The sequence below is a fragment of the Streptomyces sp. NPDC056452 genome, assembly GCF_042796085.1.
In the GTDB taxonomy this organism is placed as follows: domain Bacteria; phylum Actinomycetota; class Actinomycetes; order Streptomycetales; family Streptomycetaceae; genus Streptomyces.
In genome coordinates this window covers 207,073-230,751 of record NZ_JBHTRI010000009.1, presented here as the reverse complement: position 1 = coordinate 230,751, position 23,679 = coordinate 207,073, and the positions used below count along the sequence as shown (strand labels likewise).

General features: G+C 70.1%; 23 protein-coding genes. 7 read left to right on the top strand and 16 right to left on the bottom strand.

Features of this window, described 5'->3' with window-relative positions:
* Positions 1 to 94 precede the first annotated feature (94 nt).
* Both ACFQ6X_RS12230 and ACFQ6X_RS12225 read left to right on the top strand, forming a co-directional pair.
* Positions 95 to 604 carry a DinB family protein gene (locus ACFQ6X_RS12230; protein ID WP_383179905.1) on the top strand — a complete coding sequence of 170 codons (510 nt, stop codon included), beginning with the start codon at positions 95 to 97 and terminating at the stop codon, positions 602 to 604.
* A gap of 200 nt (positions 605 to 804) precedes the next feature.
* Positions 805 to 2,823, top strand: a complete 2,019-nt coding sequence (locus tag ACFQ6X_RS12225) for a glycosyl hydrolase family 28-related protein (protein WP_383179882.1) — start codon at positions 805 to 807, stop codon at positions 2,821 to 2,823.
* 66 nt (positions 2,824 to 2,889) lie between these two features.
* On the opposite strand, the gene ACFQ6X_RS12220 is transcribed toward ACFQ6X_RS12225, so the two are convergent.
* The 4 genes from ACFQ6X_RS12220 to ACFQ6X_RS12205 all read right to left on the bottom strand — a co-directional run bounded on the left by ACFQ6X_RS12220 (position 2,890) and on the right by ACFQ6X_RS12205 (position 7,677).
* Complete coding sequence (locus tag ACFQ6X_RS12220) at positions 2,890 to 4,293, bottom strand: GH1 family beta-glucosidase (protein WP_383179879.1); 1,404 nt, start codon at positions 4,291 to 4,293, stop codon at positions 2,890 to 2,892.
* Positions 4,294 to 4,338: 45 nt separating this feature from the next.
* Positions 4,339 to 5,244, bottom strand: a complete 906-nt coding sequence (locus tag ACFQ6X_RS12215; protein ID WP_383179876.1) for a carbohydrate ABC transporter permease — start codon at positions 5,242 to 5,244, stop codon at positions 4,339 to 4,341.
* Complete coding sequence (locus ACFQ6X_RS12210) at positions 5,241 to 6,212, bottom strand: carbohydrate ABC transporter permease (protein WP_383179873.1); 972 nt, start codon at positions 6,210 to 6,212, stop codon at positions 5,241 to 5,243. The genes ACFQ6X_RS12215 and ACFQ6X_RS12210 overlap by 4 nt, the downstream gene beginning before the upstream one ends.
* 163 nt (positions 6,213 to 6,375) lie before the next feature.
* Positions 6,376 to 7,677 carry an ABC transporter substrate-binding protein gene (locus tag ACFQ6X_RS12205; RefSeq protein WP_383179870.1) on the bottom strand — a complete coding sequence of 434 codons (1,302 nt, stop codon included), beginning with the start codon at positions 7,675 to 7,677 and terminating at the stop codon, positions 6,376 to 6,378.
* A gap of 242 nt (positions 7,678 to 7,919) precedes the next feature.
* Between ACFQ6X_RS12205 and ACFQ6X_RS12200 the strand changes: the two genes are divergently transcribed.
* On the top strand, positions 7,920 to 10,697 hold the full coding sequence (locus ACFQ6X_RS12200) for a glycosyl hydrolase (RefSeq protein WP_383179867.1): 2,778 nt from the start codon (positions 7,920 to 7,922) through the stop codon (positions 10,695 to 10,697).
* A 30-nt stretch (positions 10,698 to 10,727) separates the two neighbouring features.
* On the opposite strand, the gene ACFQ6X_RS12195 is transcribed toward ACFQ6X_RS12200, so the two are convergent.
* From ACFQ6X_RS12195 to ACFQ6X_RS12175, 5 genes are all read right to left on the bottom strand, one after another.
* Positions 10,728 to 11,768 carry a LacI family DNA-binding transcriptional regulator gene (locus ACFQ6X_RS12195; RefSeq protein WP_383179864.1) on the bottom strand — a complete coding sequence of 347 codons (1,041 nt, stop codon included), beginning with the start codon at positions 11,766 to 11,768 and terminating at the stop codon, positions 10,728 to 10,730.
* A gap of 140 nt (positions 11,769 to 11,908) precedes the next feature.
* The gene (locus ACFQ6X_RS12190; RefSeq protein ID WP_383179861.1) at positions 11,909 to 12,334 is read right to left on the bottom strand and encodes an ATP-binding protein; all 426 of its coding nucleotides are present in this window, start codon (positions 12,332 to 12,334) and stop codon (positions 11,909 to 11,911) included.
* A 125-nt stretch (positions 12,335 to 12,459) separates the two neighbouring features.
* Positions 12,460 to 12,870, bottom strand: a complete 411-nt coding sequence (locus ACFQ6X_RS12185; RefSeq protein WP_383179858.1) for a hypothetical protein — start codon at positions 12,868 to 12,870, stop codon at positions 12,460 to 12,462.
* 186 nt (positions 12,871 to 13,056) lie between these two features.
* The gene (locus ACFQ6X_RS12180) at positions 13,057 to 13,899 is read right to left on the bottom strand and encodes an anti-sigma factor domain-containing protein (protein WP_383179855.1); all 843 of its coding nucleotides are present in this window, start codon (positions 13,897 to 13,899) and stop codon (positions 13,057 to 13,059) included.
* Positions 13,896 to 14,486, bottom strand: coding sequence for a sigma-70 family RNA polymerase sigma factor (locus ACFQ6X_RS12175; RefSeq protein WP_383179852.1), 591 nt, complete (start codon positions 14,484 to 14,486; stop codon positions 13,896 to 13,898). Before ACFQ6X_RS12175 ends, ACFQ6X_RS12180 begins: the two co-directional genes overlap by 4 nt.
* 320 nt (positions 14,487 to 14,806) lie before the next feature.
* On the opposite strand from ACFQ6X_RS12175, the gene ACFQ6X_RS12170 reads away from it, so the two are divergent.
* Entirely contained in the window at positions 14,807 to 17,395 is a 2,589-nt protein-coding gene (locus tag ACFQ6X_RS12170) for a glycoside hydrolase family 9 protein (RefSeq protein WP_383179849.1), read from the top strand.
* A gap of 64 nt (positions 17,396 to 17,459) precedes the next feature.
* Here the strand turns inward: ACFQ6X_RS12170 and ACFQ6X_RS12165 are convergent, their stop codons facing one another.
* Entirely contained in the window at positions 17,460 to 18,362 is a 903-nt protein-coding gene (locus ACFQ6X_RS12165; protein ID WP_383179846.1) for a hypothetical protein, read from the bottom strand.
* A 339-nt stretch (positions 18,363 to 18,701) separates the two neighbouring features.
* On the opposite strand from ACFQ6X_RS12165, the gene ACFQ6X_RS12160 reads away from it, so the two are divergent.
* On the top strand, positions 18,702 to 19,274 hold the full coding sequence (locus ACFQ6X_RS12160) for a dihydrofolate reductase family protein (protein ID WP_383179843.1): 573 nt from the start codon (positions 18,702 to 18,704) through the stop codon (positions 19,272 to 19,274).
* 20 nt (positions 19,275 to 19,294) lie between these two features.
* On the opposite strand, the gene ACFQ6X_RS12155 is transcribed toward ACFQ6X_RS12160, so the two are convergent.
* Positions 19,295 to 19,504: a DUF397 domain-containing protein gene (locus tag ACFQ6X_RS12155; protein ID WP_383179840.1), complete on the bottom strand. Its 210-nt coding sequence runs from the start codon at positions 19,502 to 19,504 to the stop codon at positions 19,295 to 19,297.
* A complete protein-coding gene (locus ACFQ6X_RS12150) occupies positions 19,485 to 20,327 on the bottom strand; it encodes a helix-turn-helix domain-containing protein (RefSeq protein ID WP_383179837.1) in 843 nt (280 codons plus the stop codon). The genes ACFQ6X_RS12155 and ACFQ6X_RS12150 overlap by 20 nt, the downstream gene beginning before the upstream one ends.
* Before the next feature lie 103 nt (positions 20,328 to 20,430).
* Here ACFQ6X_RS12150 and ACFQ6X_RS12145 point away from each other — a divergent pair, with 103 nt between their 5' ends.
* Positions 20,431 to 20,700: a hypothetical protein gene (locus tag ACFQ6X_RS12145; RefSeq protein WP_383179834.1), complete on the top strand. Its 270-nt coding sequence runs from the start codon at positions 20,431 to 20,433 to the stop codon at positions 20,698 to 20,700.
* Positions 20,690 to 20,923 (top strand): hypothetical protein, encoded by a 234-nt coding sequence (locus tag ACFQ6X_RS12140; RefSeq protein ID WP_351174530.1) that lies wholly within the window; start codon positions 20,690 to 20,692, stop codon positions 20,921 to 20,923. Before ACFQ6X_RS12145 ends, ACFQ6X_RS12140 begins: the two co-directional genes overlap by 11 nt.
* 133 nt (positions 20,924 to 21,056) lie before the next feature.
* Here ACFQ6X_RS12140 and ACFQ6X_RS12135 read toward each other — a convergent pair whose 3' ends face one another.
* The 4 genes from ACFQ6X_RS12135 to ACFQ6X_RS12120 all read right to left on the bottom strand — a co-directional run bounded on the left by ACFQ6X_RS12135 (position 21,057) and on the right by ACFQ6X_RS12120 (position 23,679).
* On the bottom strand, positions 21,057 to 21,410 hold the full coding sequence (locus tag ACFQ6X_RS12135; RefSeq protein ID WP_383179830.1) for a PRC-barrel domain-containing protein: 354 nt from the start codon (positions 21,408 to 21,410) through the stop codon (positions 21,057 to 21,059).
* A gap of 157 nt (positions 21,411 to 21,567) precedes the next feature.
* Positions 21,568 to 21,738 (bottom strand): hydrophobic protein, encoded by a 171-nt coding sequence (locus tag ACFQ6X_RS12130; protein ID WP_351174534.1) that lies wholly within the window; start codon positions 21,736 to 21,738, stop codon positions 21,568 to 21,570.
* A gap of 190 nt (positions 21,739 to 21,928) precedes the next feature.
* Positions 21,929 to 22,714: an ABC transporter permease gene (locus ACFQ6X_RS12125; protein ID WP_383179827.1), complete on the bottom strand. Its 786-nt coding sequence runs from the start codon at positions 22,712 to 22,714 to the stop codon at positions 21,929 to 21,931.
* Positions 22,711 to 23,679, bottom strand: a complete 969-nt coding sequence (locus ACFQ6X_RS12120; RefSeq protein WP_383179825.1) for an ATP-binding cassette domain-containing protein — start codon at positions 23,677 to 23,679, stop codon at positions 22,711 to 22,713. Before ACFQ6X_RS12120 ends, ACFQ6X_RS12125 begins: the two co-directional genes overlap by 4 nt.

Sequence of the window (23,679 nt, the reverse complement as noted above, 5' to 3'; positions counted from 1 at the left end):
CCCGGGATTCCTCCCGGGGGCCGGCGTCGTTGTGCCGCCACGCCGGTACCGGATACTGATGGCCCCTGCAACCGTCCACGAGGAGCGCATACGGATGACCACCGACTCCCGGACCGGACCGCCGAGTTCCGGCGACGAGCGCGAGACCCTGCGCGCCTTTCTCGACTACCACCGGGCCACCCTGGCCATGAAGTGCGAGGGGCTGGACGACGAGGAGCTGCGGCAGCAGTCGATGCCCCCGTCCACCCTGTCGCTGCTCGGACTGGTGCGGCACATGGCCGAGGTGGAACGGGCCTGGTTCCGCCGGGTGTTCGAGGACAACGAGGCGCCGATGGTCTGGTCCGACCGGATCGACTTCCAGGCGGCGTACGACGCGAGCGCCTCGACCAGGAAGGAGGCGTTCGGAGCCTGGGAGGCCGAGGTGGAGAACTCGCGCCGTATCGAGCGGGCGGCCGGGTCCCTGGACGTGCTGGGCCTCCAGCCGCGCTGGGAGAAGGAGGTGTCGCTGCGGATGGTGATGGTGCACGTGCTCCTGGAGTACGGCCGCCACAACGGGCACGCCGACTTCCTGCGCGAGGGCGTCGACGGCACCGTGGGGGCCTGAGCTCCGTCGTGGTGGGCCCGAGCTCCGTCGTGGGGGCCCGAGCTCCGGACCGGCTGCTCTGCGCACAAACAGTGAACGCAAAAACATGACGTGACTCTGCATGTATTCATCATCAGTCAGAAAGGTTCTGGCAGAACTCTTGTGGTGGTGCTGTGGCGCGCCCTACTGTCGCCCCACCTTCCGAGAGAAACGGGCATGCGATGTCACGGAACATCACGGTCGCCGCGTTGACCGCCGCCGTTGTCGGACTGGGCGCCCTGAGCGGCGCCCCCGCGGCCATGGGTGCGGAGGGAGAACGGGCCCCCGCGCCCAAGGTGACGCGTGCCGCCCTCGATCCGGCGCTGGTCGCCGGCCGCGGTGCCGCGGTCCCCTTCGCCGAGCAGGAGGCGGAGAACGCCGCCACGGACGGCACGGTCATCGGACCCGACCGCACCGTGTACACGCTGCCCGCCGAGGCCTCCGGCCGTAAGGCGGTCATGCTGGTCCCGGGCGAGCACGTCGAGTTCACGCTGCCGGGCGCCGCCGACGCGATCACCCTGCGCTACAGCATTCCGGACGCGCCGGGCGGGGGCGGCATCACCGCACCGCTCGATGTCGCCGTGAACGGCAAGAAGCGCTCCACGATGACGCTGACCTCGCAGTACGCCTGGCTCTACAACCAGTACCCGTTCACCAACGACCCCGATGCCGGGCTGCTCCATCCGGACTGGTGGATCACCGAATGCGCCTGTGTCCCCAGCGGGACGACGCCCGCCCCGACGATCACCAAGCCGTTCCGCCCGAACCACTTCTACGACGAGCAGCGCCTGCTGCTGGGCAGGAAGTACCGCGCGGGCGACACCGTCCGGCTCACGGTCCCGGCCGGCAGCCGGGCCGCCTGGACCGTCATCGACGTACTCGACTCCGAACTCGTGGGCCTCCCGCACATCGAGCTCCGGGCCGCGAACGTGCTGGCCTTCGGGGCCGACCCGTTCGGGCGGCGGGACTCCGCGGGTGCCATCGACCGGGCCATCGCCCACGCCAAGCGAAAGAACCTCCCGGTGTACATCCCGCCGGGCACGTACCAGGTCAACCGCCACATCATCGTCGACGACGTCACGATCAAGGGCGCCGGCAGCTGGTACACGAAGATCAAGGGCCGCGAGATCGCCCTCGACACCCCGGCCGCCGACGGCTCCGTCCACACGGGCGTCGGCTTCTACGGCAAGGACGCGGCCGCGGGCGGCAGCCGCAACGTCCATCTGTCGGGCTTCGCCATCGAGGGCGACGTGCGCGAGCGCATCGACACCGACCAGGTGAACGGCATCGGCGGTGCGATGAGCGACTCCACCATCGACGGGCTGCACATCCGCCACACCAAGGTCGGCATGTGGTTCGACGGCCCGATGTCGAACCTGAGGATCACGAACAACGTCATCGTCGACCAGATCGCGGACGCCATCAACTTCCACGGCGGGGTGACGGGCTCGACGGTCGCCCACACCTTCGTGCGCAACTCCGGCGACGACGGCCTCGCGATGTGGTCGGAGAAGAACGCCGACACCGGCAACACCTTCACCCGCAACACCGTCCAGAGCCCGGTCCTCGCCAACGGCATCGCGATCTACGGCGGTACGGACAACACGGTGTCCGGCAACCTCGTCGCCGACCCCGTACGCGAGGGCAGCGCCCTGCACGTCGGCGCCCGCTTCGGAGCTGAGGCGTTCAGAGGGCGGCTGGACCTCACCGACAACACGACGGTCCGCTCCGGTACGTACGAACTGAACTGGAACATCGGGCTCGGGGCCATCTGGTTCTACGCCCTGGACCGGGACATCGACGCCGACATCCGGGTCACGGGGAACAGCTTCCTCGACAGCACCTACAACGCGATCATGCTGGTCACGGACTGGCCGGTGAAGGACACGTACGGGATCCGGGGCGTCCACTTCAAGGACATCAAGGTCGACGGCACGGGTACGTCGGTGGTCAGCGCCCGCGCGGCGGGCTCGGCGACCTTCGAGAACGTGGACGCGCGCAACGTGGGCGCGGTCGGCGTCAACAACTGCGGGTCCTTCAACTTCACCCCGGCCGGCTCCGAGTTCACCCTGACCGACCTCGGCGGCAACGACGGCGGCGGCACCACGGGCGACTGGCTCGCGCCGTGGCTCCTGCCGAACACGATCACCTGCGACGACCGCCCGCCGGTCGTGGCACCGCCCGCGCCGGGAGCCTGGTGACCGCTGCGGACCACCGCCTCGCGCCGCCGTCGGATCCGACGGCGGCGCAAGGCGTGGGGCCGGTGGTCAGGGGCGGTCGAGACCTCCGCGTGCGATGACGCCCGCGTACCAGCGGGCGCTGTCCTTCACGGTGCGGCGCTGGCTCGCGAAGTCGACGTGGACGATGCCGAACCGCTTGCTGTAGCCGTACGCCCACTCGAAGTTGTCCAGGAGCGACCACAGGAAGTACCCGCGCACGTCGATGCCGTCCTCGATCGCCCGGTGCACGGCCGACAGATGCGCGTCCAGGTACGCCACCCGCTCCGGGTCGTGGACCTGGCCCGAGGGATCGGCGTAGTCGTCGTACGCGGCCCCGTTCTCGGTGACCATCAGCGGCAGGCCGGGCAGTTCCCCGCCGAGCCGGGTGAGGAGTTCGTGCAGCCCGTTCGCGTCCACCGGCCAGTCCATCGCGGTGCGCGGCCCGTCCGCGGGCGTGAACGCCACATGGTTCTCGGCGCCCGCCCACGGGGACGGGGACTCCGACGTACCGGCGGAGACGACGCTGGGGGAGTAGTAGTTGATGCCGAGGGAGTCCAGGGGCGCGGAGATGACCTCCAGGTCCCCGGCGCGGACGAAGGACCAGTCGGTGACCGACGCCGTGTCCTGCACCAGGTCCTGCGGCAGGCGCCCGTGGAAGACCGGGTCCAGGAAGATCCGGTTGGCGACGGCGTCGATCCGGCGCACGGCCTCGTGGTCCGCCGGGGTGTCCGTCAGCGGACGCAGGGCGTGCAGGTTCAGGGTCAGCGACACCTCGGCGGAGGACGGCAGCAGGTTCCGCAGGACGCCGGTCGCGCTGCCGTGGGCCAGGTTGAGGTGGTGGGCCGCGCGCAGGGCTGCGAGGTCGCTCGTGCGGCCGGGGGCGTGGACCCCGTTCCCGTACCCGAGGAAGGCCGCGCACCAGGGCTCGTTGAGCGTCGTCCAGGTGGCCACCCGGTCGCCGAGCGCCCGCGCCAGGAGCTCGGTGTACTCGGTGAACCGGTGCGCCGTGTCGCGCTCCGGCCAGCCGCCCGCGTCCTCCAGCTCCTGCGGCAGGTCCCAGTGGTAGAGCGTCGCGACGGGCCGGATGCCGGCGCCCAGCAGTTCGTCGACGAGCCGTCGGTAGAAGTCGAGTCCGCGCTCGACGGCGGGGCCGCGGCCGGTCGGCTGGACCCGGGGCCAGGACACCGAGAAGCGGTAGTCGGTGACGCCGAGTTCCTTCATCAGCGCCACGTCGTCCGGCATCCGGTGGAGGTGGTCGGCGGCGATGTCACCGGTGTCGCCGTTGCGAACCTTGCCGGGGGTTCTGCTGAAGGTGTCCCAGATGGACTGGGTGCGGCCGTCCTCGGTGGCCGCTCCCTCGATCTGATAGGCGGCGGTGGCCGTCCCCCAGCGGAATCCGGTGGGGAACCGCAGCCCCGCCGCGGTGTTGGGGCGGGCATCGACAGCGGTCATGAGACAGGCACTCCAGGAGGTGAGGTGGGGTGGTGGGGGGAGGGCTCAGCCCTTGACGGCTCCCTGCATGATCCCGCCGACGATCTGCCGGCCGAGCAGGCCGAAGACGAGAAGCACGGGGAGGGTGCCGAGCAGGGTGCCGGCCATGATCACCGACTGGTCGTGGACGTAGCCGCCGCCGAGCTGCCGCAGGGCGACCTGCACGGTCGGCTCCTGCGAGGACAGCGCGATGATCGGCCAGAAGAAGTCGTTCCACGCGGTCATGAAGGTGAGCATGCCGAGCACCGCCATGCCGGGACGGGCGATCGGGATGACGATCGACCAGAAGATGCGCGCGGTCGACGCGCCGTCGACACGGGCCGCCTCGATCAGTTCGTCGGGCAGTGACTGCACCAGGTACTGGCGCATGAAGAACACGCCGAAGGCCGACACCAGTCCGGGCAGGATCACGGCCTGGAGCTGGTTCACCCACTGGAGTTCGGCGATCAGCATGAACAGCGGGATGACGCCGAGCTGCGGCGGGATCATCATCGTGCCGATGGTGAGGGTGAGCAGGGCTCCGCGGCCCTTGAAGCGCAGCTTGGCGAAGGCGAATCCGGCCAGGGTGCAGCACAGCACGGTGCCGACGGTGATGGAGCCGGACACGATGAACGAGTTCAGCAGCGCCTTGCCGATCGCGGCCTCCTCCAGCACCGCATCGAAGTTCTTGATGAGGTTCGGGCCGGGCAGCAGGCTGGGCGGGACCTTCGCGAGGTCCGCGTTGGACCGGCTGGCCGCGACGATCGTCCAGTAGAACGGGAACGCCGAGATCAGGAGCGCGAAGCCGAGGATCAAGTAGGAGAGCCAACCGCCCTGCATGCCCCGCGGCCCCCGCGGCCTCCTGCGCCGGCCGGGCGGAGTCGTGGTCGGTACGGTCTCGGGCGCGGTCGGCTGTGCGGAGAGCGTGGTCATCGGCCGGCCTCCTTACGGGCACGGCGGCGCACGACGAGGGCGTTGGCCCCGACGAGCACCACGATCAGGACGAACATCACCCAGGCGATGGCGGCGGCCCGGCCCAGGTGGAAGAAGCCCCAGCCCTGCTCGTACATGTACAGGCCGAGGGTCTGGTACTGGTGCGCGATGCCGCCGGAGATGGACCCCTCGAAGAGCAGCGGCTCCCCGAACAGCTGGGTCGCGCCGATCGTCGACACGATCACCGTGAAGACGATCGTGGGCCGCAGACCGGGCAGCGTGACATGGATGAACTGCCGCCAGCGCGACGCCCCGTCCATCTCCGCGGCCTCGTACAGCTCGCCCGGGATGGACTGCATGCCCGCCAGGTAGATCAGCGCGTTGTATCCGGTCCAGCGCCAGACGACGATGGTGGAGACGGCGATCTGCGAGGCGACCGTGCCGGTCTGCCAGTCCACGGGGCTGAGGCCCACCAGCCCCAGCGCGTAGTTGATCAGCCCGAAGTCGCGGCCGAAGAGCTGGGCGAACACCAGCGTCGCGGCGGCCACCGAGGTGGCGTACGGGAGCAGGATCGCCGTCCGGATGAAGGTGCGCCCGCGGAGTTTGTAGTTGAGCAGGTGCGCGAGCCCCAGGGCCATCGCGAGCTGAGGGACGGTGGACAGCACGCCGATGGTGAACGTGTTGCGCAGTGAGATCCAGAAGTACTCGTCGGTGAACAGCGCCGTGTAGTTGGCGATGCCGCGCCACTCCATGTCGCCGCTCGTCTGGAGTTCGACGCGGTAGAGCGAGACGAACGCCGTGTAGAGCAGCGGGAAGAGACCGAAGGCGGCGAACAGGGTGAGGAAGGGGGCGATGAAGGCGTACGGCGAGAGCGTGCGCCAGGTGCGCCGGAGGGAGGCGGTCCGGCCGTCGCCGGATCCGGGTCCGGGCGCCCGGGGCGCGGCCTTCGCGGTGGCGGTGAGGGTCACGGTGCGGCCCTTCGGGGAGATGCGGACGGGGAGTCGGGGGCGCCGAGGAATCGGAAGCCGGGGCGGTACGGGGGCGGGGGCCGGCCCGCCGTGGTGCGGAGGCGGACCGGCCCCGGCGGGGCGGTTACGGGGGTCGCAGCCCTCGTGACGCGGTGACGGGACGTCAGCCGATCACGTTCGCCACGCCCTTCTTCGCCGTCTCCCACGCCTTGGCCGACGAGGTGCCCTTGCGCTCCACCTCGCTCAGCGCGTTGGTCAGCTGCTGGGCCACGTTCTGGTCGTGCACACCCAGCACCTGGACCGGGGACGCCTTCGCCGCGTCACCGAAGATCTGGCCGATCGGCGCGTCGGTGAAGTACGGGTCCTTGGCGGCGGCGACCTTCTCGATCGCGCCCGTCGAGGACGGGAAGTTGCCCTGCTTCTGGAAGAGCTTGGCCTGCTGCTCGGGGGCGGTGAGCCACTTGATCAGCTCGTACGCCTCCTTCTTGTGCTCGGCCGCACGCGGGACCGAGAGGTAGGAGCCGCCCCAGTTGCCCGCGCCGCCGGGCAGCTTGGCGATGTCCCACTTGCCCTTGCCCGCGTCACCGGCCTGGCCCTTGATGTAGCCGAGCATCCAGGCGGGGCACGGGATGGTGGCGAAGGATCCGGCGGCGAACGCCTGGTTCCACTGCGGCGACCACTGGTCGAGCTTGGCGCTCAGCCCGGCGTCGGAGGCCTTGACCGAGGTGTCCCAGGCCTGCTTGACCGCCGGGTTCTTCTCGTAGATCAGCTCACCGGAGGCGTCGTAGTACCGCTCCTTCTCCTGGCCGATCATGATTCCGTAGAGGCTGCCGATGCTGTCCAGCCAGGCGCTCTTGGCAGGGGCCTTCTTCTTGTACTGCTTGCCGAGCTCCAGGTAGCCGTCCCAGGTGGACCACTTCTGGGCGAGTTCCTCGCGGTCGGTGGGCAGCCCGGCCTGCTTGAACAGGTCGGTGCGGTAGCACATCGCCTCCGGCCCGACGTCGGTGCCGAGGCCGAGGATCTTGCCGTCCTTGGTGGTCGCCGCCGACCACTTGGCGTCGGCGAACTGGTCCTTGAGCTTGTCGGCGCCGAACTCCTTGAGGTCCACGAACTTGTCGGACTGCTGCTGGGTGATCGACGCGATCCGGCCCACCTCGACGCCCTGCACGTCGGCGAGCCCGCCGCCGCCGGCCAGCCGGGTCTGCAGCGACTTCCAGTAGTCGGCCTCGTCCTGGGTGTCGCTCTGCTTGATGGTGACGCCGGGGTTGAGCTTCTCGTACTCCGCGTACAGCCCGGCCTCCTTGTAGCCGAACGATCCGAAGAGGTCGACGGTCAGCGTGACCTTCCCGTTCGCACTGTCGGAGGAGTCCGACGTGCCGGATCCACAGGCGGCGAGGAGCGTTCCGGCGAGGACGACCGCGCCGAGGCGGACGGTGGCTCTCTTGGCGGCTCGGGCGATGGGCATGGGAAGCCTCCCTTGGCTTCGGGATGAACCGAGCGCTTGAGAGCGCTCTCAAAACCTGCGTCTGGAGCGTCTCTCAGGGTTCTCCCGCCGTCAAGACTCGAACGCATAACGGCTACGCGTTACGCCCAACTACCGCCTGTGTGAGTTCTATTGACACTTACGTTTCAGAAGTTTTACGTTCCTTGGCACTTGAGAGCGCTCTCGAAAACGCTCCCGCCCCCCATGACTCCGAGGTGCTGCCCATGCAAGCCAACCTCTCCAGATCTGCTGCGGCGACGGTCCTGACCCTCGCCCTGGCCGCCGTGGCTCTGGGTCCCGCCGCTTCCCCGGCGGCAGCCGCCACCATCCCCGCCGGCTCCGGCAGTTACGCCGACAGCCGCCCTGCCGGTACCTCCGGACCCACCACCAACACCGGCGCCCCCGTCACGCCCAAGCTCACCGCGGCGGCGAGGGACAAGCCGGTCCCCACCAACGACTGGTGGTCCTCCCTCGCCTACCAGCGCTACGGCGACAACCCGTACTCCACCCCGATGTACGGCCACCCGCTCACCTACCAGGCCACCTCGGGCGGCCTGGAGGTCGGCTACCCGACCGCACCCGCGGTCGTCGGCGACGGCCGCCAGTACGAGTACGCCCACAAGGCCGACCTCACCGTCGGACTCAACGGCCTCAACTCCCCGGACACCAAGGCCGACGACTGGTCCGACTGGACCGTCACCCCCTACTGGTCGGACGGCACCCGCACCCTGCGCACGACCATCGGGCACGGCATGCCCTTCGTGTACGCCAAGGGCTCCGGCGGCGACGCCCGCATCACCACGGCCGGCACCCCCACCGTCTTCGCGGACAACGGCAACGTCCTCGGCATCACGGTCGCCGGCCACCACTACGCGCTGTTCGCCCCGACCGGCAGCGACTGGAACGTCTCCGGCACGGCGATCACCGCCGGGCTCGGCGGCAAGGACTACTTCTCGCTCGCCGTGCTGCCGTCCACGGACGCACTCGCGACCTACCGGAAGTACGCCTTCAGCTTCGTCACCGGATCCAAGGTGGCCTGGGAGTCCACCGGCGGCACGGTCAAGGCCACCTACAGCCTGACCACGGAGGCCAAGGAGGGCACCGAACGCGGCACGCTCCAGGCGCTGTACCGCCACCAGTGGCTGCACACCTCCGACGCGCTCACGCCGTACACGTACGTCTCCCCGCGCGGCACCATGAAGGTGCGGGAGTCCGCCTCCTTCACCACCAGCCAGAAGAACCAGGGCGTGCTGCCCGCCCTGCCCGCCTCCAGCGGGGTCGACAAGGCCCGGCTGACCGGATACCTGAACGAGGTGGCGAACGCCTCCGACCCGTTCTCCGGGGCCAGTGACACGTACTGGACGGGCAAGGCGCTCGGGCGCCTCGCCCAGCTGGTGCCCGTCGCCGACCAGATCGGCCAGACGGGCATCCGGGACAAGCTCCTCGGCCTGATGAAGGGCCGCCTCCAGGAGTGGTTCACGGCAGGCGGGGCCAGCGAGTTCAGCTACGACAAGGACTGGAAGACGCTGACCGGCTACCCGGCCTCGTACGGCAGCGACACCGAGCTCAACGACCACCACTTCCACTACAGCTACTACGTGTACGCGGCGGCGATCGTCGCCCAGTACGACCAGGCATGGGCCGCCGACTCCGCCTGGGGCACCATGGTCAAGACCCTGGTGCGGGACACCGCCAACCCCAGCCGTACCGACACCGCGTACCCGTTCCTGCGCGGCTTCGACGTGTACGCGGGCCACAGCTGGGCCTCCGGCCACCAGGGCTTCGCCGCGGGCAACAACCAGGAGTCCTCGTCGGAGTCCATCAACCTCAGCGCGGGCCTCGTCCTGTGGGGTGCGGCGACGGGTGACACCGGGCTGCGCGACCTCGGCAGCTACCTGCTGACCACCGAGTCGGAAGCGATCACGCAGTACTGGTTCGATGCCGACCAGCAGGTCTTCCCCGGCTCCTTCGGCCACGACACGGTCGGCATGGTCTGGGGCAGCGGCGGCGCGTACTCCACCTGGTGGACCGCGAACCCGGAGGAGATCCACGGCATCAACGTCCTGCCCGTCACCGGCGGTTCGCTGCACCTGGCCCGTGAGAAGGCCGCCATCAAGCGCAACATCGCCGAGATGGAGCGCGAGAACGGCGGACCGGCCGTCGAGTGGCGCGACCTGCTGTGGCAGTTCGAGTCGCTGGCCGATCCGGCCCTGGCGAAGGCCAAGTGGGACGCGGGCAACGCGGGCTACACCCCGGAGCAGGGTGAGTCCAAGGCGCACACGTACCACTGGATCACCACGCTCGACACCCTGGGCGCACCCGATCTGACGGTCAGCGGGAACATCCCGACGTCCGCCGTCTTCGCCAGGAACGGCGTCCGTACCTACGCCGCTCACAACTACGATTCCACCGCCCGCACCGTCACCTTCTCCGACGGCAAGACCCTCTCGGTGCCGGCCCGCTCCACGGCCACCGGCACGGGCGCCGGCGGCGACCCGGATCCCGAGGAGCCGGGCCCGTCCACGGGCAACACCTTCCGGCTGAAGTCCGGCGGCACCCTCACCACCGCCACGGACGGCGCGGCGGGAGCCGACACGCTGGCCTCGGCGGACGGCGTCAACCGGGACGGTACGCCGTACAAGCCGACGGTCTACGAGATCAAGAAGGTCGACGGGACCCTCGCGGCGGGTGCGTCCACCGCGTTCCGCCTCCGGGTCGACGCGGGTACGAAGGTCGGGCTCGCCCCGCAGGTCAGGGTCAGCTACGACCTCACCGGTGACGGCACGTTCGACCGGGTCGAGACCTTCCGCTACTTCGCGACCGACCCGGTCACGGGGTGGGAGGAGTACACCCAGGCGGTGGGCACCGCGGCGGTGACCGGAAGTCTGGGCAACCTCACGGCCGGAACGGTCCGTCTGGAGATCTGGAACGCGCTGGGCAACGGCACGTCCCAGGTGCAGACCGGCACGGACGCGGCGGTCGTGAAGATCCCGTACGTCTGAGCGTGACCCTGTGCGGCGGGTCCCGGCCTTTCAGGCCGAGGCCCGCCGTACGAGTGTGGTCGGTGTGATCACCGAGTCGGGGGCGCCCGCCCCCGCACGGTCCTTGTGCAGACCGCGCAGCAGCAGCCGGGCCATCAGCCGGCCCTGGCCCTCGATGTCCTGGCGGACGGTGGTCAGCGGAGGGTCGCAGACCTCGGCCACCGAGTCCATGTCGTCGAATCCGACGAGTGCCACCTGCCCGGGCACCGCGATCCCGTGTTCGCGCAGCACCCGCAGCGCACCCGTGGCCATCAGGTCGTTGGCCGCGAACACCGCGTCCAGATCGGGCCGCCGCTCCAGCAGTTCCGCCATCGCCCGCGCCCCGCTCTCCACGGTGAACGCCCCCTCGGCGACGAGCGTCGGGTCCATCTCCAGCAGGATGTCCCGGTAGCCGTCGAGGCGGTCCATCGACGAGGTCTGGTCGGGCGGCCCCCCGATGTACGCGATCCGCTCCCGCCCCAGGTCCCGCAGGTACTGCACGGCCACCCGCGCCCCGCCCCGGTTGTCGGCGTCCACGTACGGGACGGCCTGATCGCCCGGGGCCGCGGTCCAGCTCGGCCGGCCGCCGTACACCGTCGGAATCCCGGCCCGCCGGGTGATCGCGGGCAGCGGGTCGTCGGTGTGCAACGAGAACGCGAGGGCCCCGTCGACATGGCCGCCGGACAGATAGCGCGCGATCCGTTCGAAGTCCGCGGGCCCTTCCACGATCAGCAGCACCAGCTGGGTGTCGTGGGCGGCCAGTTCCTTGCTGATGCCGCGGAGCTGCTGGGAGAAGAACGGGTCCGAGAAGATCCGGATCTCCGGCTCCGCGATGACCACGGCCACCGCCCCGGTCCGCCGGGTGACGAGTGTCCGGGCGGCGTGGTTGGGGATGTACCCGAGCTCCTCGACGGCCCGGAGCACCTTGTCGACCAGCGGTTTGCGGACGCCCTCGCCCCCGTTGACGACCCGGGACGCGGTGGCCCGGGAGACACCCGCGAGCGCCGCGACGGCTTCCAGGGTGGGCCGGGACCCGGGATGCTGCTCGTCCAAGGCGGGCGCTCCTCGTTGCTGGGCGGCGGCACGGGCAGACGTGGCACCGCCGGATCGCCTACAGCCTAACGCCGGGCCCGGTCAGCAGACTGAGAGCGCTTCCAATCGGTGGTCCCGGGCGCCGGTGTCCCCGGTCCGCTTCAGGCGTCGTCGAAGGCCGCGTGCACGCACTTGCCGTCCGCGAGCGGCTCGGTGAACACCCGGGCTCCCAGGTCCTCCGCGATGTGCAGGCCCATGCCGCCGGTGCCGTCGGTCAGATCCGGGGCACGGGGGGCCGGTGGGGCGCAGGAGCAGTCGGTCACCGCGATGTCCAGGGTGCCTGCGGCGGTGGTCAGGGTCAGGGTGCTGGGCCCGGGGGCGTACCGGACCGCGTTGGTGACCAGCTCGGACACGATCAGCAGGACGTCGTCACGGCGGCCCGGGTCGAGCGAGGGCCAGATCCGGTGGAGGAAGGCGACGGCTGCCCGGCGTGCGTGCGAGGGGGCTTCCGGGCCGGTCGGCAGGGGGATGGTCTGCGTGCCCAGTCGGCCGGGCGTGACGGGTGGGGGTGCGGTCGTTGTGGTCATGACGGTGTCCCGATGAGGACGCGGCGTCCTTGCGGGACGCCGGACGGAGTGGTGCCGGAGTAAGCGAGGGGGTTCCCGGGCCTCGGCCCGGGAACCCCGTTCTGAGCGGAGGGGATACGGAACGCTCACCTGTGGTGGCAGTTCCAGTGGCCCTTGACCCAGTGCGTGTCCCAGTGGCCGGGGACGTAGACGTTCTTCCAGTGGCCCTTGTGCAGCTTGCCGTCGTGCTGCCAGTAGCCCGCGTGGGACTTGCCGTGGTGGTCCTTGTAGGCGGGGTGCCAGCTCTTGTGGTCCGAGCGGTACTCCTTGTGCCACTTCTTCTCCCAGTGGCCCTTGACCCACTTCTTCTCCCAGTGCCCCTTCTTCCAGGTGCAGCGGTCGTTGTGGTCGTGGTCGCCGGTGACGGACGAGGTCGCGGCCGTGGGGGCGGGGGCAGCGGTCGCTGTCCCGGCGGCGCCCAGGGCGGCACCACCGGCCAGCAGGCCGGCTGTCGCGGCTCCGGCCACCAGGCGGCGGACTCGGACGGAAACAGTCATCGGACTCACCTTCCTCTCACTGGTCGGCCACCCGCGTCAGCGGCGTACTCCCGTATTCAGTCCGGGAACTCGGGTCCCGTCCTTGCCGGATACGGCACCGAGGCCGTGAGTGGCTCTACACAAGGGATTCGGAGGCACCGGGGAGAAGGTTTGGGGTGAATCGCGAAAAATATTCAGGCGTCCGTCTCAGGCAGGGAGGTCGACCGAGCCGAACGGAACGGTGGTGGGCCGCGGGGACCCTCCGGCCGGTTCGACGGACAGGGCCACCGCTGTGGCATCGTCCACCGGTCCTTCCAGCAGGGACAGTTGACGCCCCGGATTCCGGCTGAGCAGCCCGGCAGGCACGGGTGCTCCGTCCTCGATGAACCAGGCCTCGTAGACCTTGTCCGCAGGAAGTTGCGGCAGGCCGGACACGGCGAGCGTGGCCGCGTCCTCGCTGCGTGACACGGCGACCGTGGCTGTGCCGCCGCCGCGCAGCTCCTGCGTCTCGACCCGGACGTCGGGGGCCGTGAGCACCCGCGCCACGTTGTCCTGCCGCTCCTGCGCCCGCTGGGTCGCCGCTCTGGCGTCCTCCGCTTCCCGGTGCTGCCACGTGGCGACGCCGACGGCTGCCAGGACGGCAGCCACGGAGGCCGCGAGCGCCAGGCGCGGCAGCTGCCGCGCCTGGCTGCGGGCCGTACCGTCGGCCTGCGGCAGGGGTACCTCCTGCGGCCCGGGCACCTCCTGCGGCCCGGGTGCCTCGTGGGGTCGGGGCGCCTCGTGCGGCCCGGGCACCTCGTGCGGTCCGGGTGTCTCCCGCGCCTCCTGCGGTGTGTCGGCCACCTTGCGGAGGACCTCCTCCCGCAGGGCGGCAGGCGGCGTCACCGCCGTGGCCCGGCCCAGCAGCGCGGCCGTGGCCTGCAGTTCGGCCACCTCCCGGCGGCAGGACTCGCACTCCTCCAGATGCCGCTCGAAGTCCAGGCGCTCGTCCTCGGTGAGCGCGTGCAGGGCGTAGGCGCCGGACGACTCGTGCGGGTCCACGGGGCTCACGGCTTCGCCCCCAGGCAGTCGCGCAGCCGGATCAGCCCGTCCCGCAGGCGGGTCTTGACCGTCCCCAGCGGTACGGACAGAGACTGCGCCACTTCCTTGCAGGTGAGCCCTCCGTAGTAGGCGAGGGTCACGGACTCGCGCTGGATGTCGGTGAGGGCGCGGACGCAGCGGCGCACCTGCTGCCACTCCAGACGGGTCTCCACCCGCTCGGTCACCTCGTCGAAGGGCGTCCCGGAGTTCAGCAGCGCGGCCCTGCGCTCACGGTCCGCGCCGGCCTGGGCCGCCCGTACGCGGTCCACCGCCCTGCGGTGCGCCAGGGTCATGATCCAGGTCATCGCACTGCCGCGGTCGGGCTTGAACCGGCCGGACGTACGCCACACTTCGAGCAGCACGTCCTGGACCACCTCCTCCGACTGCGCCGGATCCCGCAGCACCCGGTGAACCAGGCCCATCACCGGCCCGGCGGCCCTGTCGTAGACGCCGGTGAAGGCGTCCCGGTCCCCTTCGGCGGTCCAGAGCATCAGCTGGTCCAGATCGGGCTCCTCCGTGGCTTGCCCGGCTTCCCCTCCGCGATCGGCGGATTGCACCTGGATACCTCGCTGACCTGTCGACGTGGGCACGGCGACCGCTCCCTGAGCGATATAAGCACCCAATGGCCACGAAGGCTCTGTATGTGTATCGAAGCGGTGAATTCCCGCCGCGGGGCAAGGCCTGCCCGGACCCTCGCGGCATTCTCTGTCATGACCCTGGCGGAATTGGCGATCCGCCCCCACAATGCTGTGGGAGCGCTCCCATTTCTCTGTTCCCGGCCCCACCCAGCCGACGAAAGGTCCTCCCGGTGAATGCCTCACCACTCTCCGCGCGGCCCGCGCCCGCCCGCCCCCGGCACGGACGGCGCGGGTTCGGAATGTCAGCCGCCGCCTTACTGTTCGCAGCGGCACTGGCGGTGCCCGGTACGGCCGGTGCCCAGGAGGCCGACCCCGGCCCCGAACAGATAGCCAACGGCGACTTCGCCGCCGGCACCGCTCCCTGGTGGTGGACGGCCAACACGTCCGGCGCCGTGACCGAGGGCCGGCTCTGCGCCGCGGTCCCGGCCGGCACGGTCAATCCGTGGGACGTCATCATCGGCCAGAACGACATCCCGATCGTGGCGGGCGAGAGCTACGCGCTCAGCTACACGGCCTCCTCGACCGAACCCCTCACCGTCCAGACGCGCGTCCAGGAGGCCACCGCTCCGTACGCCACGGAGCTCGCCACCGCCGACCCCGTCGGACCGGACGCCGTGACGGTCACCCACGTCTTCACCGCCTCGGCCGACCGTGCGGGCGCCCAGGTCGCCCTGCAGATCGGGGGCGGTGACAGCGCCACCACCTTCTGCCTCGACGACGTGTCGCTGCGCGGCGGAGCCGAGCCGCCCGTGTACGAGCCGGACACCGGGTCGCCGGTCCGCGTCAACCAGGTCGGATATCTGCCCCACGGCCCCAAGAAGGGCACGGTGGTCACCGACGCCGACGCACCGCTTCCCTGGTCCGTGAAGGCCGCCGACGGTTCGACGGCCGCCACCGGTACGACCGTTCCGCAGGGAGAGGACCCGAGCTCCCGCCAGAGGGTCCACACCTTCGACTTCAGCAGCCTGACCACCGCGGGCGACGGATACACCGTCGAGGTCGACGGCCAGGTCAGTGAGCCGTTCTCGCTGCGCGCCGACCTGTACGACAGCCTGCGCTCCGACGCGCTGGCGTACTTCTACCACAACCGCAGCGGCATCCCCATCGACGCGGACCTCGTCGGCGACGCCTACGCGCGGCCCGCCGGACACATCGGCGTGGCGCCCAACAAGGGGGACACGGACGTCCCGTGCCAGCCCGGAGTCTGCGACTACCGGCTGGACGCCTCGGGTGGCTGGTACGACGCCGGCGACCACGGGAAGTACGTGGTCAACGGCGGGATCTCGGTGGCCCAGCTCATGGCCACGTACGAGCGCACCCTGACCGCCGCCGATGCCGAATCCGCGGAGCTCGGGGACGGCGCGCTGCGGGTGCCGGAGCGGGGGAACGCCGTACCGGACATCCTCGACGAGGCGCGCTGGGAGCTGGAGTTCCTGATGCGGATGCAGGTCCCGGCCGGTGAGCCGCTGGCCGGCATGGCCCACCACAAGATGCACGACGCCGAGTGGACCGGGCTGCCGCTGGCCCCGCACCTCGACCCCCAGCAGCGTGAGCTCCACCCGCCCTCGACGGCCGCCACGCTCAACCTGGCCGCCGCGGCCGCCCAGTGCGCCCGGCTCTACGCCCCGTTCGACGCGGCCTTCGCCGGCCGCTGCCTGAAGGCCGCCCGGACCGCCTGGGCCGCGGCCGAGGCGCACCCGGAGGTCCTCGCCGACCCGAACGACGGCACGGGCGGCGGCACCTACAGCGACGGCGATGTCTCGGACGAGTTCTACTGGGCCGCCGCTGAGCTGTTCACCACGACGGGAGAGGACGCGTTCCGTCAGGCCGTGCTCTCCTCCGCCCTGCACGGCGACACCGACGCGGTCTTCCCGGCAGGCGGCGGAATCTCGTGGGCCTCCACCGGCGGACTGGGCGTACTCACGCTGGCCACCGTGCCGAACGGCCTGACCACGGCACAGCTCGGTGAGGTCCGCTCCGTCGTCACCACGGCCGCCGACCGCTACGCCGCGCAGTCCCGTGCGCAGGTGTACGGGCTCCCGTACGCCCCGAAGGACGAGGACTACGTCTGGGGTTCGAACAGCCAGGTCCTGAACAACATGGTCGTGCTGGCCACGGCCCATGACCTGACCGGCGAAGCCGCGTACCAGGACGCGGTGCTGAGCGGTGCGGACTACCTCCTCGGCCGCAATCCCCTCAACCAGTCGTACGTCACCGGCTACGGCGAGCGGGACTCCGACAATCAACACCACCGCTTCTGGGCGCACCAGAACGACCCGGACCTTCCCCACCCCCCGGCCGGCTCGATCGCGGGCGGACCGAACCTCACGGCCGTCGCCGCCGGTGACCCGGTCGCCGCGGAGAAGCTGGGCGGCTGCGCACCCGCGATGTGCTACCTCGACGACATCGGCTCCTGGGCCACCAACGAGGTGACCATCAACTGGAACGCGCCGCTCGCCTTCATCGCCTCGTACTTGGACGACGCGGGCGACGGACGGGGGACCACGTCGCGCACGTGCGCGGTCTCCTACACCTCGCACCCCTGGAACAGCGGCTCGACCGTCACGGTGAAGCTCAAGAACACCGGCCCGGAGCCCGTTTCGCCGTGGCAGCTGACCTGGCTGCTGCCCGGCGAGCAGGCGGTCAGCCACACCTGGAGCGCCGAGTTCGACCAGCACGGCAGGACGCTCAGCGCCCGGCCGCTGTCCTGGAACCGGGTGATCGCGCCGGGTGCCACGGTCGACTTCGGGTTCAACACCAGGGCTTCCGGCGCGGCGGCCGCCCCCAGCGCGTTCAAGTTGAACGGCCGTTCCTGCACCTCGGGCTGATCTCCCGCCCGCGATCGTGCCCGGGTGCGGTGTCCGCCGGAAGGCGGGCCGCGCCCGGGCACGATCAGTGCCGGGTGCGCGCCATGGACTCCCTGGCCCTGACGGTCCGGTCCTGGCGGGGGACGAGGCCTGCCCGGACCGCCGTCATCCGCTCGCGCACCCCGGTGGTGGGCACCGCTCCGGGGGGACCTGAGGGGCCCTCCACCGGTTCGTCGCGGCACGGACCGCACCGGCCGCCGCGCAGCGCCTCGGGGCTGCCGGGCGCACGGCACACGCTGCACTCCAGGGTGCGCAGGACGGTCCGGGCGGCCGGGTGGGTCCGCTCGGGCGGCAGCTTGTCGATGAGGCGGCGCCGGACGAGGGACGCGGGGTGGTGGACGACGGCGGGGAGCCCCTCGGTCAGGGCGCGCAGCGTTTCCGCCTCGGTCGCGCCCCGCTCGAACCACTCGCCGACCTGTGGTTCCAGGCTCACGCAGTCCGCCGCCGACAGGCTCAGCGAGGGTGCGGTACGGCCCAGGGCGGCCAGCAGGACGAAGGCCCGTGAGCGGGTGGGGCGCTGAGTCTCCTGCGGTACGTCGCCCCGGGTGAAGGCCGCCCACCAGTCGTCGTCGCGCGCGGTCCGGGAGAAGAACGTCCGGGTGACCCAGAGCAGTACCTCGTCCGTCGCGACGCACTCACTGCCCCGGCGCAGGTACCCGGCCGCCTGGATCCGGTTGAGGGCGGTACGCAGGGCGCACTGCCCGTACGGGAGCCACTTGGCCAGCGTCTTCACGGAGATGTCGGCGCCGTCGGGCAGCCGGTCGATGTACGCGGCGACGGCCGCCTCACGAGGCGGAAGCCGCGCGAAATCGCGCTCACTGCGGGGTCGTTGGCCCGGAGCCGAGCGCTTGCCGTAGCCGGGGCCGGCCATCGGGTGCGGGGGCTCGTACGGGGTGGAGGGGGCAACACTAAACTGGCTCGCAGCCATCGGATCGCGCTTTCGATCGAGGTGGTCAGACCCCTGTCAGGTGTTCCAGCACCGGGCGGGGGTCGCTCGTTATTCGGAACGCTAGAGCGTCGCAACCCTCCGTCGCAAGTCGGTCACGAAAAGTCAACCCGCCAGGCAGGGAGGGCGGGTGGGAAACAATCCCTCCACCCATTCCGCTGAAAGAGCGCTCGGGACTCGCCGCTTGAGCTCCGGCCGGCCGGCGCCAAAAGGGGGTGCGCCGAGAAGCGGGCGGGTGATCGTCGATGAGTTTCTCCACGATCCGCAGTCAACCCCGTTGAGAATCGACACAAGAGACACCGACACTTCTGGAGACCTTCGATGCGCACCCTGATCACCACCGCCTTCATCTCACTCGACGGCGTCGTGGAGGCCCCGGGCGGCGAGCCCGGCTACCGGAACTCGGGCTGGACCTTCAAGGACATGGAGTTCCTTCCCGAAGCGTTCGAAATCAAGGGCCGGGAGCAGAAGGAAGCCGCCGCGATGCTGTTGGGCCGGGCCAGCTACGAGGCGTTCAGCCCGGTCTGGCCGGGCATGGAGGACTTCGCCGACTACAAGGTCATGCCGAAGTACGTCGTCTCCACCACGCTCACCGAGGACGCACTCGTCTCGGACTGGGGCACGACCACGATCCTGCGCTCGCTCGACGAGGTCGCCGCGCTGAAGGAGACGGACGGCGGCCCGATCATCGTCCACGGCAGCGCAGCCCTCAACCGGAGCCTCTCGGACGCCGGTCTGATCGACCGTTACCACCTGCTCGTCTTCCCGCTCCTGCTCGGTGCGGGCAAGCGCCTGTTCAGCGACACGGACAAGGACACCCAGAAGCTGCGGCTCGTCGAGCACGAGGCGTACCCCAACGGTCTGCAGAAGAACGTCTTCGACGTCGTCCGCTGACCGAGGCTCACCCGACCCGCCTACGTGTGCTTGAGGTCGGTGACGAAGGCCGCCCACGCGGCGGTCCGGAACACGAGCGCCGGGCCGTCGGCCACCTTGGAGTCCCGGACGGGAACGATGCCGGGGTGGCTTGTCGCGACCTCCAGGCAGTCACCGCCGCTGGCTCCGCTGTACGTGGACTTGTGCCAGGTCGCCGTGGACAGGTCGTAGTCAGAGCTGCTGATCTTCATGGGCGTAATCCTCCGCCACCGACTCGATCAGGGCCAGGGACGCTTCCGGTGACAATGCGCTGGCCGCAACGAGATCGTAGGTCAGTTCGTAGTGCCTGACGGTTGCTGGATCGTCCTGCAAGTGGCCTGTGCCCAGGCCCTGGAGGTAGGCGAGCGGAGGGGCGTCGGGGAACGACATCAGTTTGAGCTGGCCTTCGAGGGCCATATGCGCCCCTGCCGAGAAGGGCAGCACCTGGACAATCACCCGACGCCGGTGGGCCAGCGTCGCCACGTGCTGCAGTGCGCCCGCCATCACGGCTGCCCCGCCCGACTTCCTGCGTAATACGGCCTCGTCCAGAACCGCCCACAACATGGGTGTTGTTGGATCGCTGAGCAACCTGGCACGCTCCAACCTCGTTGCCACCAGTTCGTCGATTGCTTCTTCTGGATGTGTCGGAAGCCCTCCTCTGAACACGGCTCGCGCGTAGGCCTCCGTCTGCATGAGCCCTGGGATCAGCTGGGGCGCGTACTCCCGGATCGTCCCGGCGACCGCCTCCGCCTCCGCCGCCTCCGCGAAGTGGTCCGGGTACTTCGACTGCTTCAGCGCGACGCAGTTCCGTGCGAAGAATCCGCCCGCGCTCAGCACCTCGTCCAGCTTCTGGGCCTGGTCCGTCTGCATCCGTCGCGTTCCGGCCTCCAACTGGCCGATGAAGGAGCCGCTGACGAACAGGGGTATGCCCAGCTCGTCCTGGGAGAGGCCCGCCGTCTCTCGTCTGTGGCGGAGCTCGGCGCCGAGGAGGGCGCGGGGCGAGGACGAGGGATCGAGCTTCTTCGGTCCGGGCAAGGCGACTCCCTGTGACACACGTACGGGTGTTGGAACTGCACCTCTTCCACGGTAGCGAGGAATTGGACACGCTGAGTAGGCATGGCAACTACTCAGCGTGGAAATGGGGAAGATCATGATGACGGCTACAGAACGGCGCAAAGAGGCGGCAGGCAGAGTACGGGCGGCTGAGGACGCGGTGGCGCGCCTGCGGGCCGGGCTGGCGGGGGTCGGCGTGAAGCTGCCGTCGCTGCGGATCGACCTGGTGTCGTGTGCGGGCAGCGGGCCGGTGCCGCTGGTCGACCTCGGTCGCTGCACGATCGACACGGCCCTGCGGCTGAGTGCCGAGCTGGAAGAGAAGAAGCGGGAAGCGGCGGCGGCTCATGACAGTTGAAGGACTGGAACCGTGCCTGCCGGAGCCCGGATCATTCGCGGTGGACGGCCGCGACGGGCGGGTGGGCCGGGTGATGGGGCGCGTCGGACCGTACGTACAGCTGCGTCCGCCGGGCGGCGGTGCGGAGTGGGACTGCCCGCCCGAAGCCGTCCGGCCGGCCCCGCCGGGGCTGGTGCTGCGGGCCCGGGTGACGGAGATCAACCGGGAGGGCCGGTTGCCGTGACGGGGAGGGGTGGCGGTGCGGGCGCCCGGGTGCGACGCCGCTCTGCGGAGCCGTCCCGGCCACAGCTGAACGGCGGGGGTCCGCCCGTGTGTCCGGGCCGGACCCCCGCCTCTCCCAGCGGTGGCGCGTGGCCTCACATGAGGCGGTAGCTCATGTAATAGCTGTCGAGCTGGGCGTGGTAGCCCGGGTCGGTCGTGTGACTGTGCCGGTTGAACTCCGGGGAGTCCTTGATCTGGTCCTTGGTCAGGTCGACGAAGATCGTGCGGTGTTCGGTGTCGATGCCCTTGACCGTGCCGGCGGGCAGCAGGACGTCCTTGCCGAAGATCCAGACGCCGGTGTCGACGACGAGGTAGGCCGAGCCCGCCTCGTCGGAATGCTTGTCGACCTTTCCTACGCTTCCGTCCGTCGCCTCGACCGAGTAACCGGTCAGGTCGGCGCCGGAGGTGTGACCACTTGTCGGCTGGTAACCCCACAGATGGCTGTTCATCATTGGCTCCTTTCGCGACGGTCTTTTCGTGTTCGCTGACTCGTGTGCCCTCATTCAGGGAAGGCACGCATGCCGCTCCACGGGAAATGAAGAATGCGGGTGGGCCCGGAATCGGAGTCCGGGCCGACCCGCATCGTCAGGTGCTGGTGGAGGCGTTCTACCAGCGGTACCACCGGCCGCGTCGGCCACCGCTCGCCGTCGGGCGGACGACGAAGCCGATCAGCCACACGACCAGGACGATAATTGCAATCCACCACAGCGCCTTGAGTGCGAATCCGGCACCGAAGAGAATGAGAGCGAGCAGAAGAACGAGGATAAGGGGAACCATTGTTATCAACCTCCAAGGCTTCTGGTGCCCTTGAAGTAATTACTTACACCCGGATCATCCATGGATTCTTCTCGGGACCGCCACGGGACGGCCGGCGGTGGTGCGGGCGAAAGGCCCGTGGCCGCCATCGGGAGACGGCGGCCACGGGCCTTGTCGGGGTGGGCGGGGTGCGGCCCGTTCGGCATGTCGACTACTTGGGGTCGCGGTCGAACTGCGCCTTCGACCAGCGGTAGCCGAGGACGGTGAGGCCCAGGCACCAGGCGATGGTGATCCACCAGTTGTTGCCGATCTCGGTGCCGAGGAGGAGTCCGCGCAGGGTTTCGATGGCGGGGGTGAAGGGCTGGTACTCCGCGATCGGCTGGAACCAGCCGGGCATGGAGTCGACCGGGGTGAAGGCGCTGGAGATGAGCGGCAGGAGGATCAGCGGCATGGCGTTGTTACTGGCCGCCTCCGCGTTGGGGCTGCCCATGCCCATCCCGACCGCGATCCAGGTGAACGCCAGGGAGACCAGCGCCAGCAGCCCGAAGGCCGCCAGCCACTCCAGGAAAGTGGCATCCGTGGAGCGGAAGCCCATGGCCACGCCGACGGCGCCGACGAGGACCACGCTGATGATCGCCTGCAGCACACTCCCGGCGACGTGTCCGAAGAGCACGGACCCGCGGTGGATGGCCATGGTGCGGAAGCGGGCGATGATGCCCTCGGTCATGTCGCCCGAGACGGACACCGCGGTGCCGACCACGGTCGAGCCGATCGTCATCAGCAGGATGCCGGGGACGATGTACGCGATGTAGGCGGAGCGGTCCCCGCCGCCGATGCCGGCGCTCATGGTGTCGCCGAAGATGTAGACGAAGAGCAGCAGCAGCATGATCGGGGTGAGCAGCAGGTTCAGGGTGAGGGACGGATAGCGGCGCGCGTGCAGGAGGTTGCGGCGGAGCATCGTGGACGAGTCGCGGACGGCAAGGGAGAAGGAGCTCATCGGACAGCCTCCTTGGGCTGGCTGGGCTGGGTGGGCACGCTGGCGCCGGTGAGGGCGAAGAAGACGTCGTCGAGGTCGGGGGTGTGCACGGTCAGTTCGTCGGCCTCGATGCCGGCCGAGTCCAGCCGGTCGAGGATGGTGCGCAGTTCGCGCTGGCTGCCGTCGCTGGGGATCTGCAGGGACAGTGCCTCGTCGTCGCGGGTGATGTCGGTCAGGGCGGAGGTGGCGGCCCGGTAGGCCGCCGGGTCGGTGAAGCGGAGCCGGACGTGCCCGCCGGGGATGAGCCGCTTGAGCTCGTCGGCACTTCCTTCGGCGGCGATCCTGCCGTCGTTCAGGACCGCGATGCGGTCGGCGAGTTCGTCGGCCTCCTCCAGGTACTGGGTGGTGAGGAAGACGGTGACGCCGCCCGTGACGAGTTCGCGGATGATCTTCCACATGTTGTGGCGGGAGCGGGGGTCGAGGCCGGTGGTCGGTTCGTCGAGGAAGATGATCCGCGGGTTGCCGACCAGGGTCATCGCGATGTCGAGGCGGCGCTTCATGCCGCCGGAGTAGGTGGACGCGGGCTTCTTGGCGGCCTCGACGAGGTCGAAGCGCTCCAGGAGCTCGGCGGCGACCCGGCGTCCCTCCTGCCTGGACAGGTGGTGCAGGTCCGCCATGAGGAGCATGTTCTCCTCGCCGGTGATCAGCCCGTCCACGGCGGAGAACTGACCGGTGACACCGATCGCGGCACGTACCGCCTGCGGGTCGGCCGCGAGGTCGTGGCCGCCGACGCGGATCTCGCCGGAGGCGGGGTCGGGGGTGATGAGGGTGGAGAGGATCTTGACGGCGGTGGTCTTGCCGGCGCCGTTCGGGCCGAGCAGGGCGAAGACCGTTCCTTCGGGGACGGTCAGGTCGACGCCGTCGAGTACGAGCTTGTCGCCGTAGGACTTGCGCAGCCCGTTCGCCGCGATGGCCAGGTTGGTCAT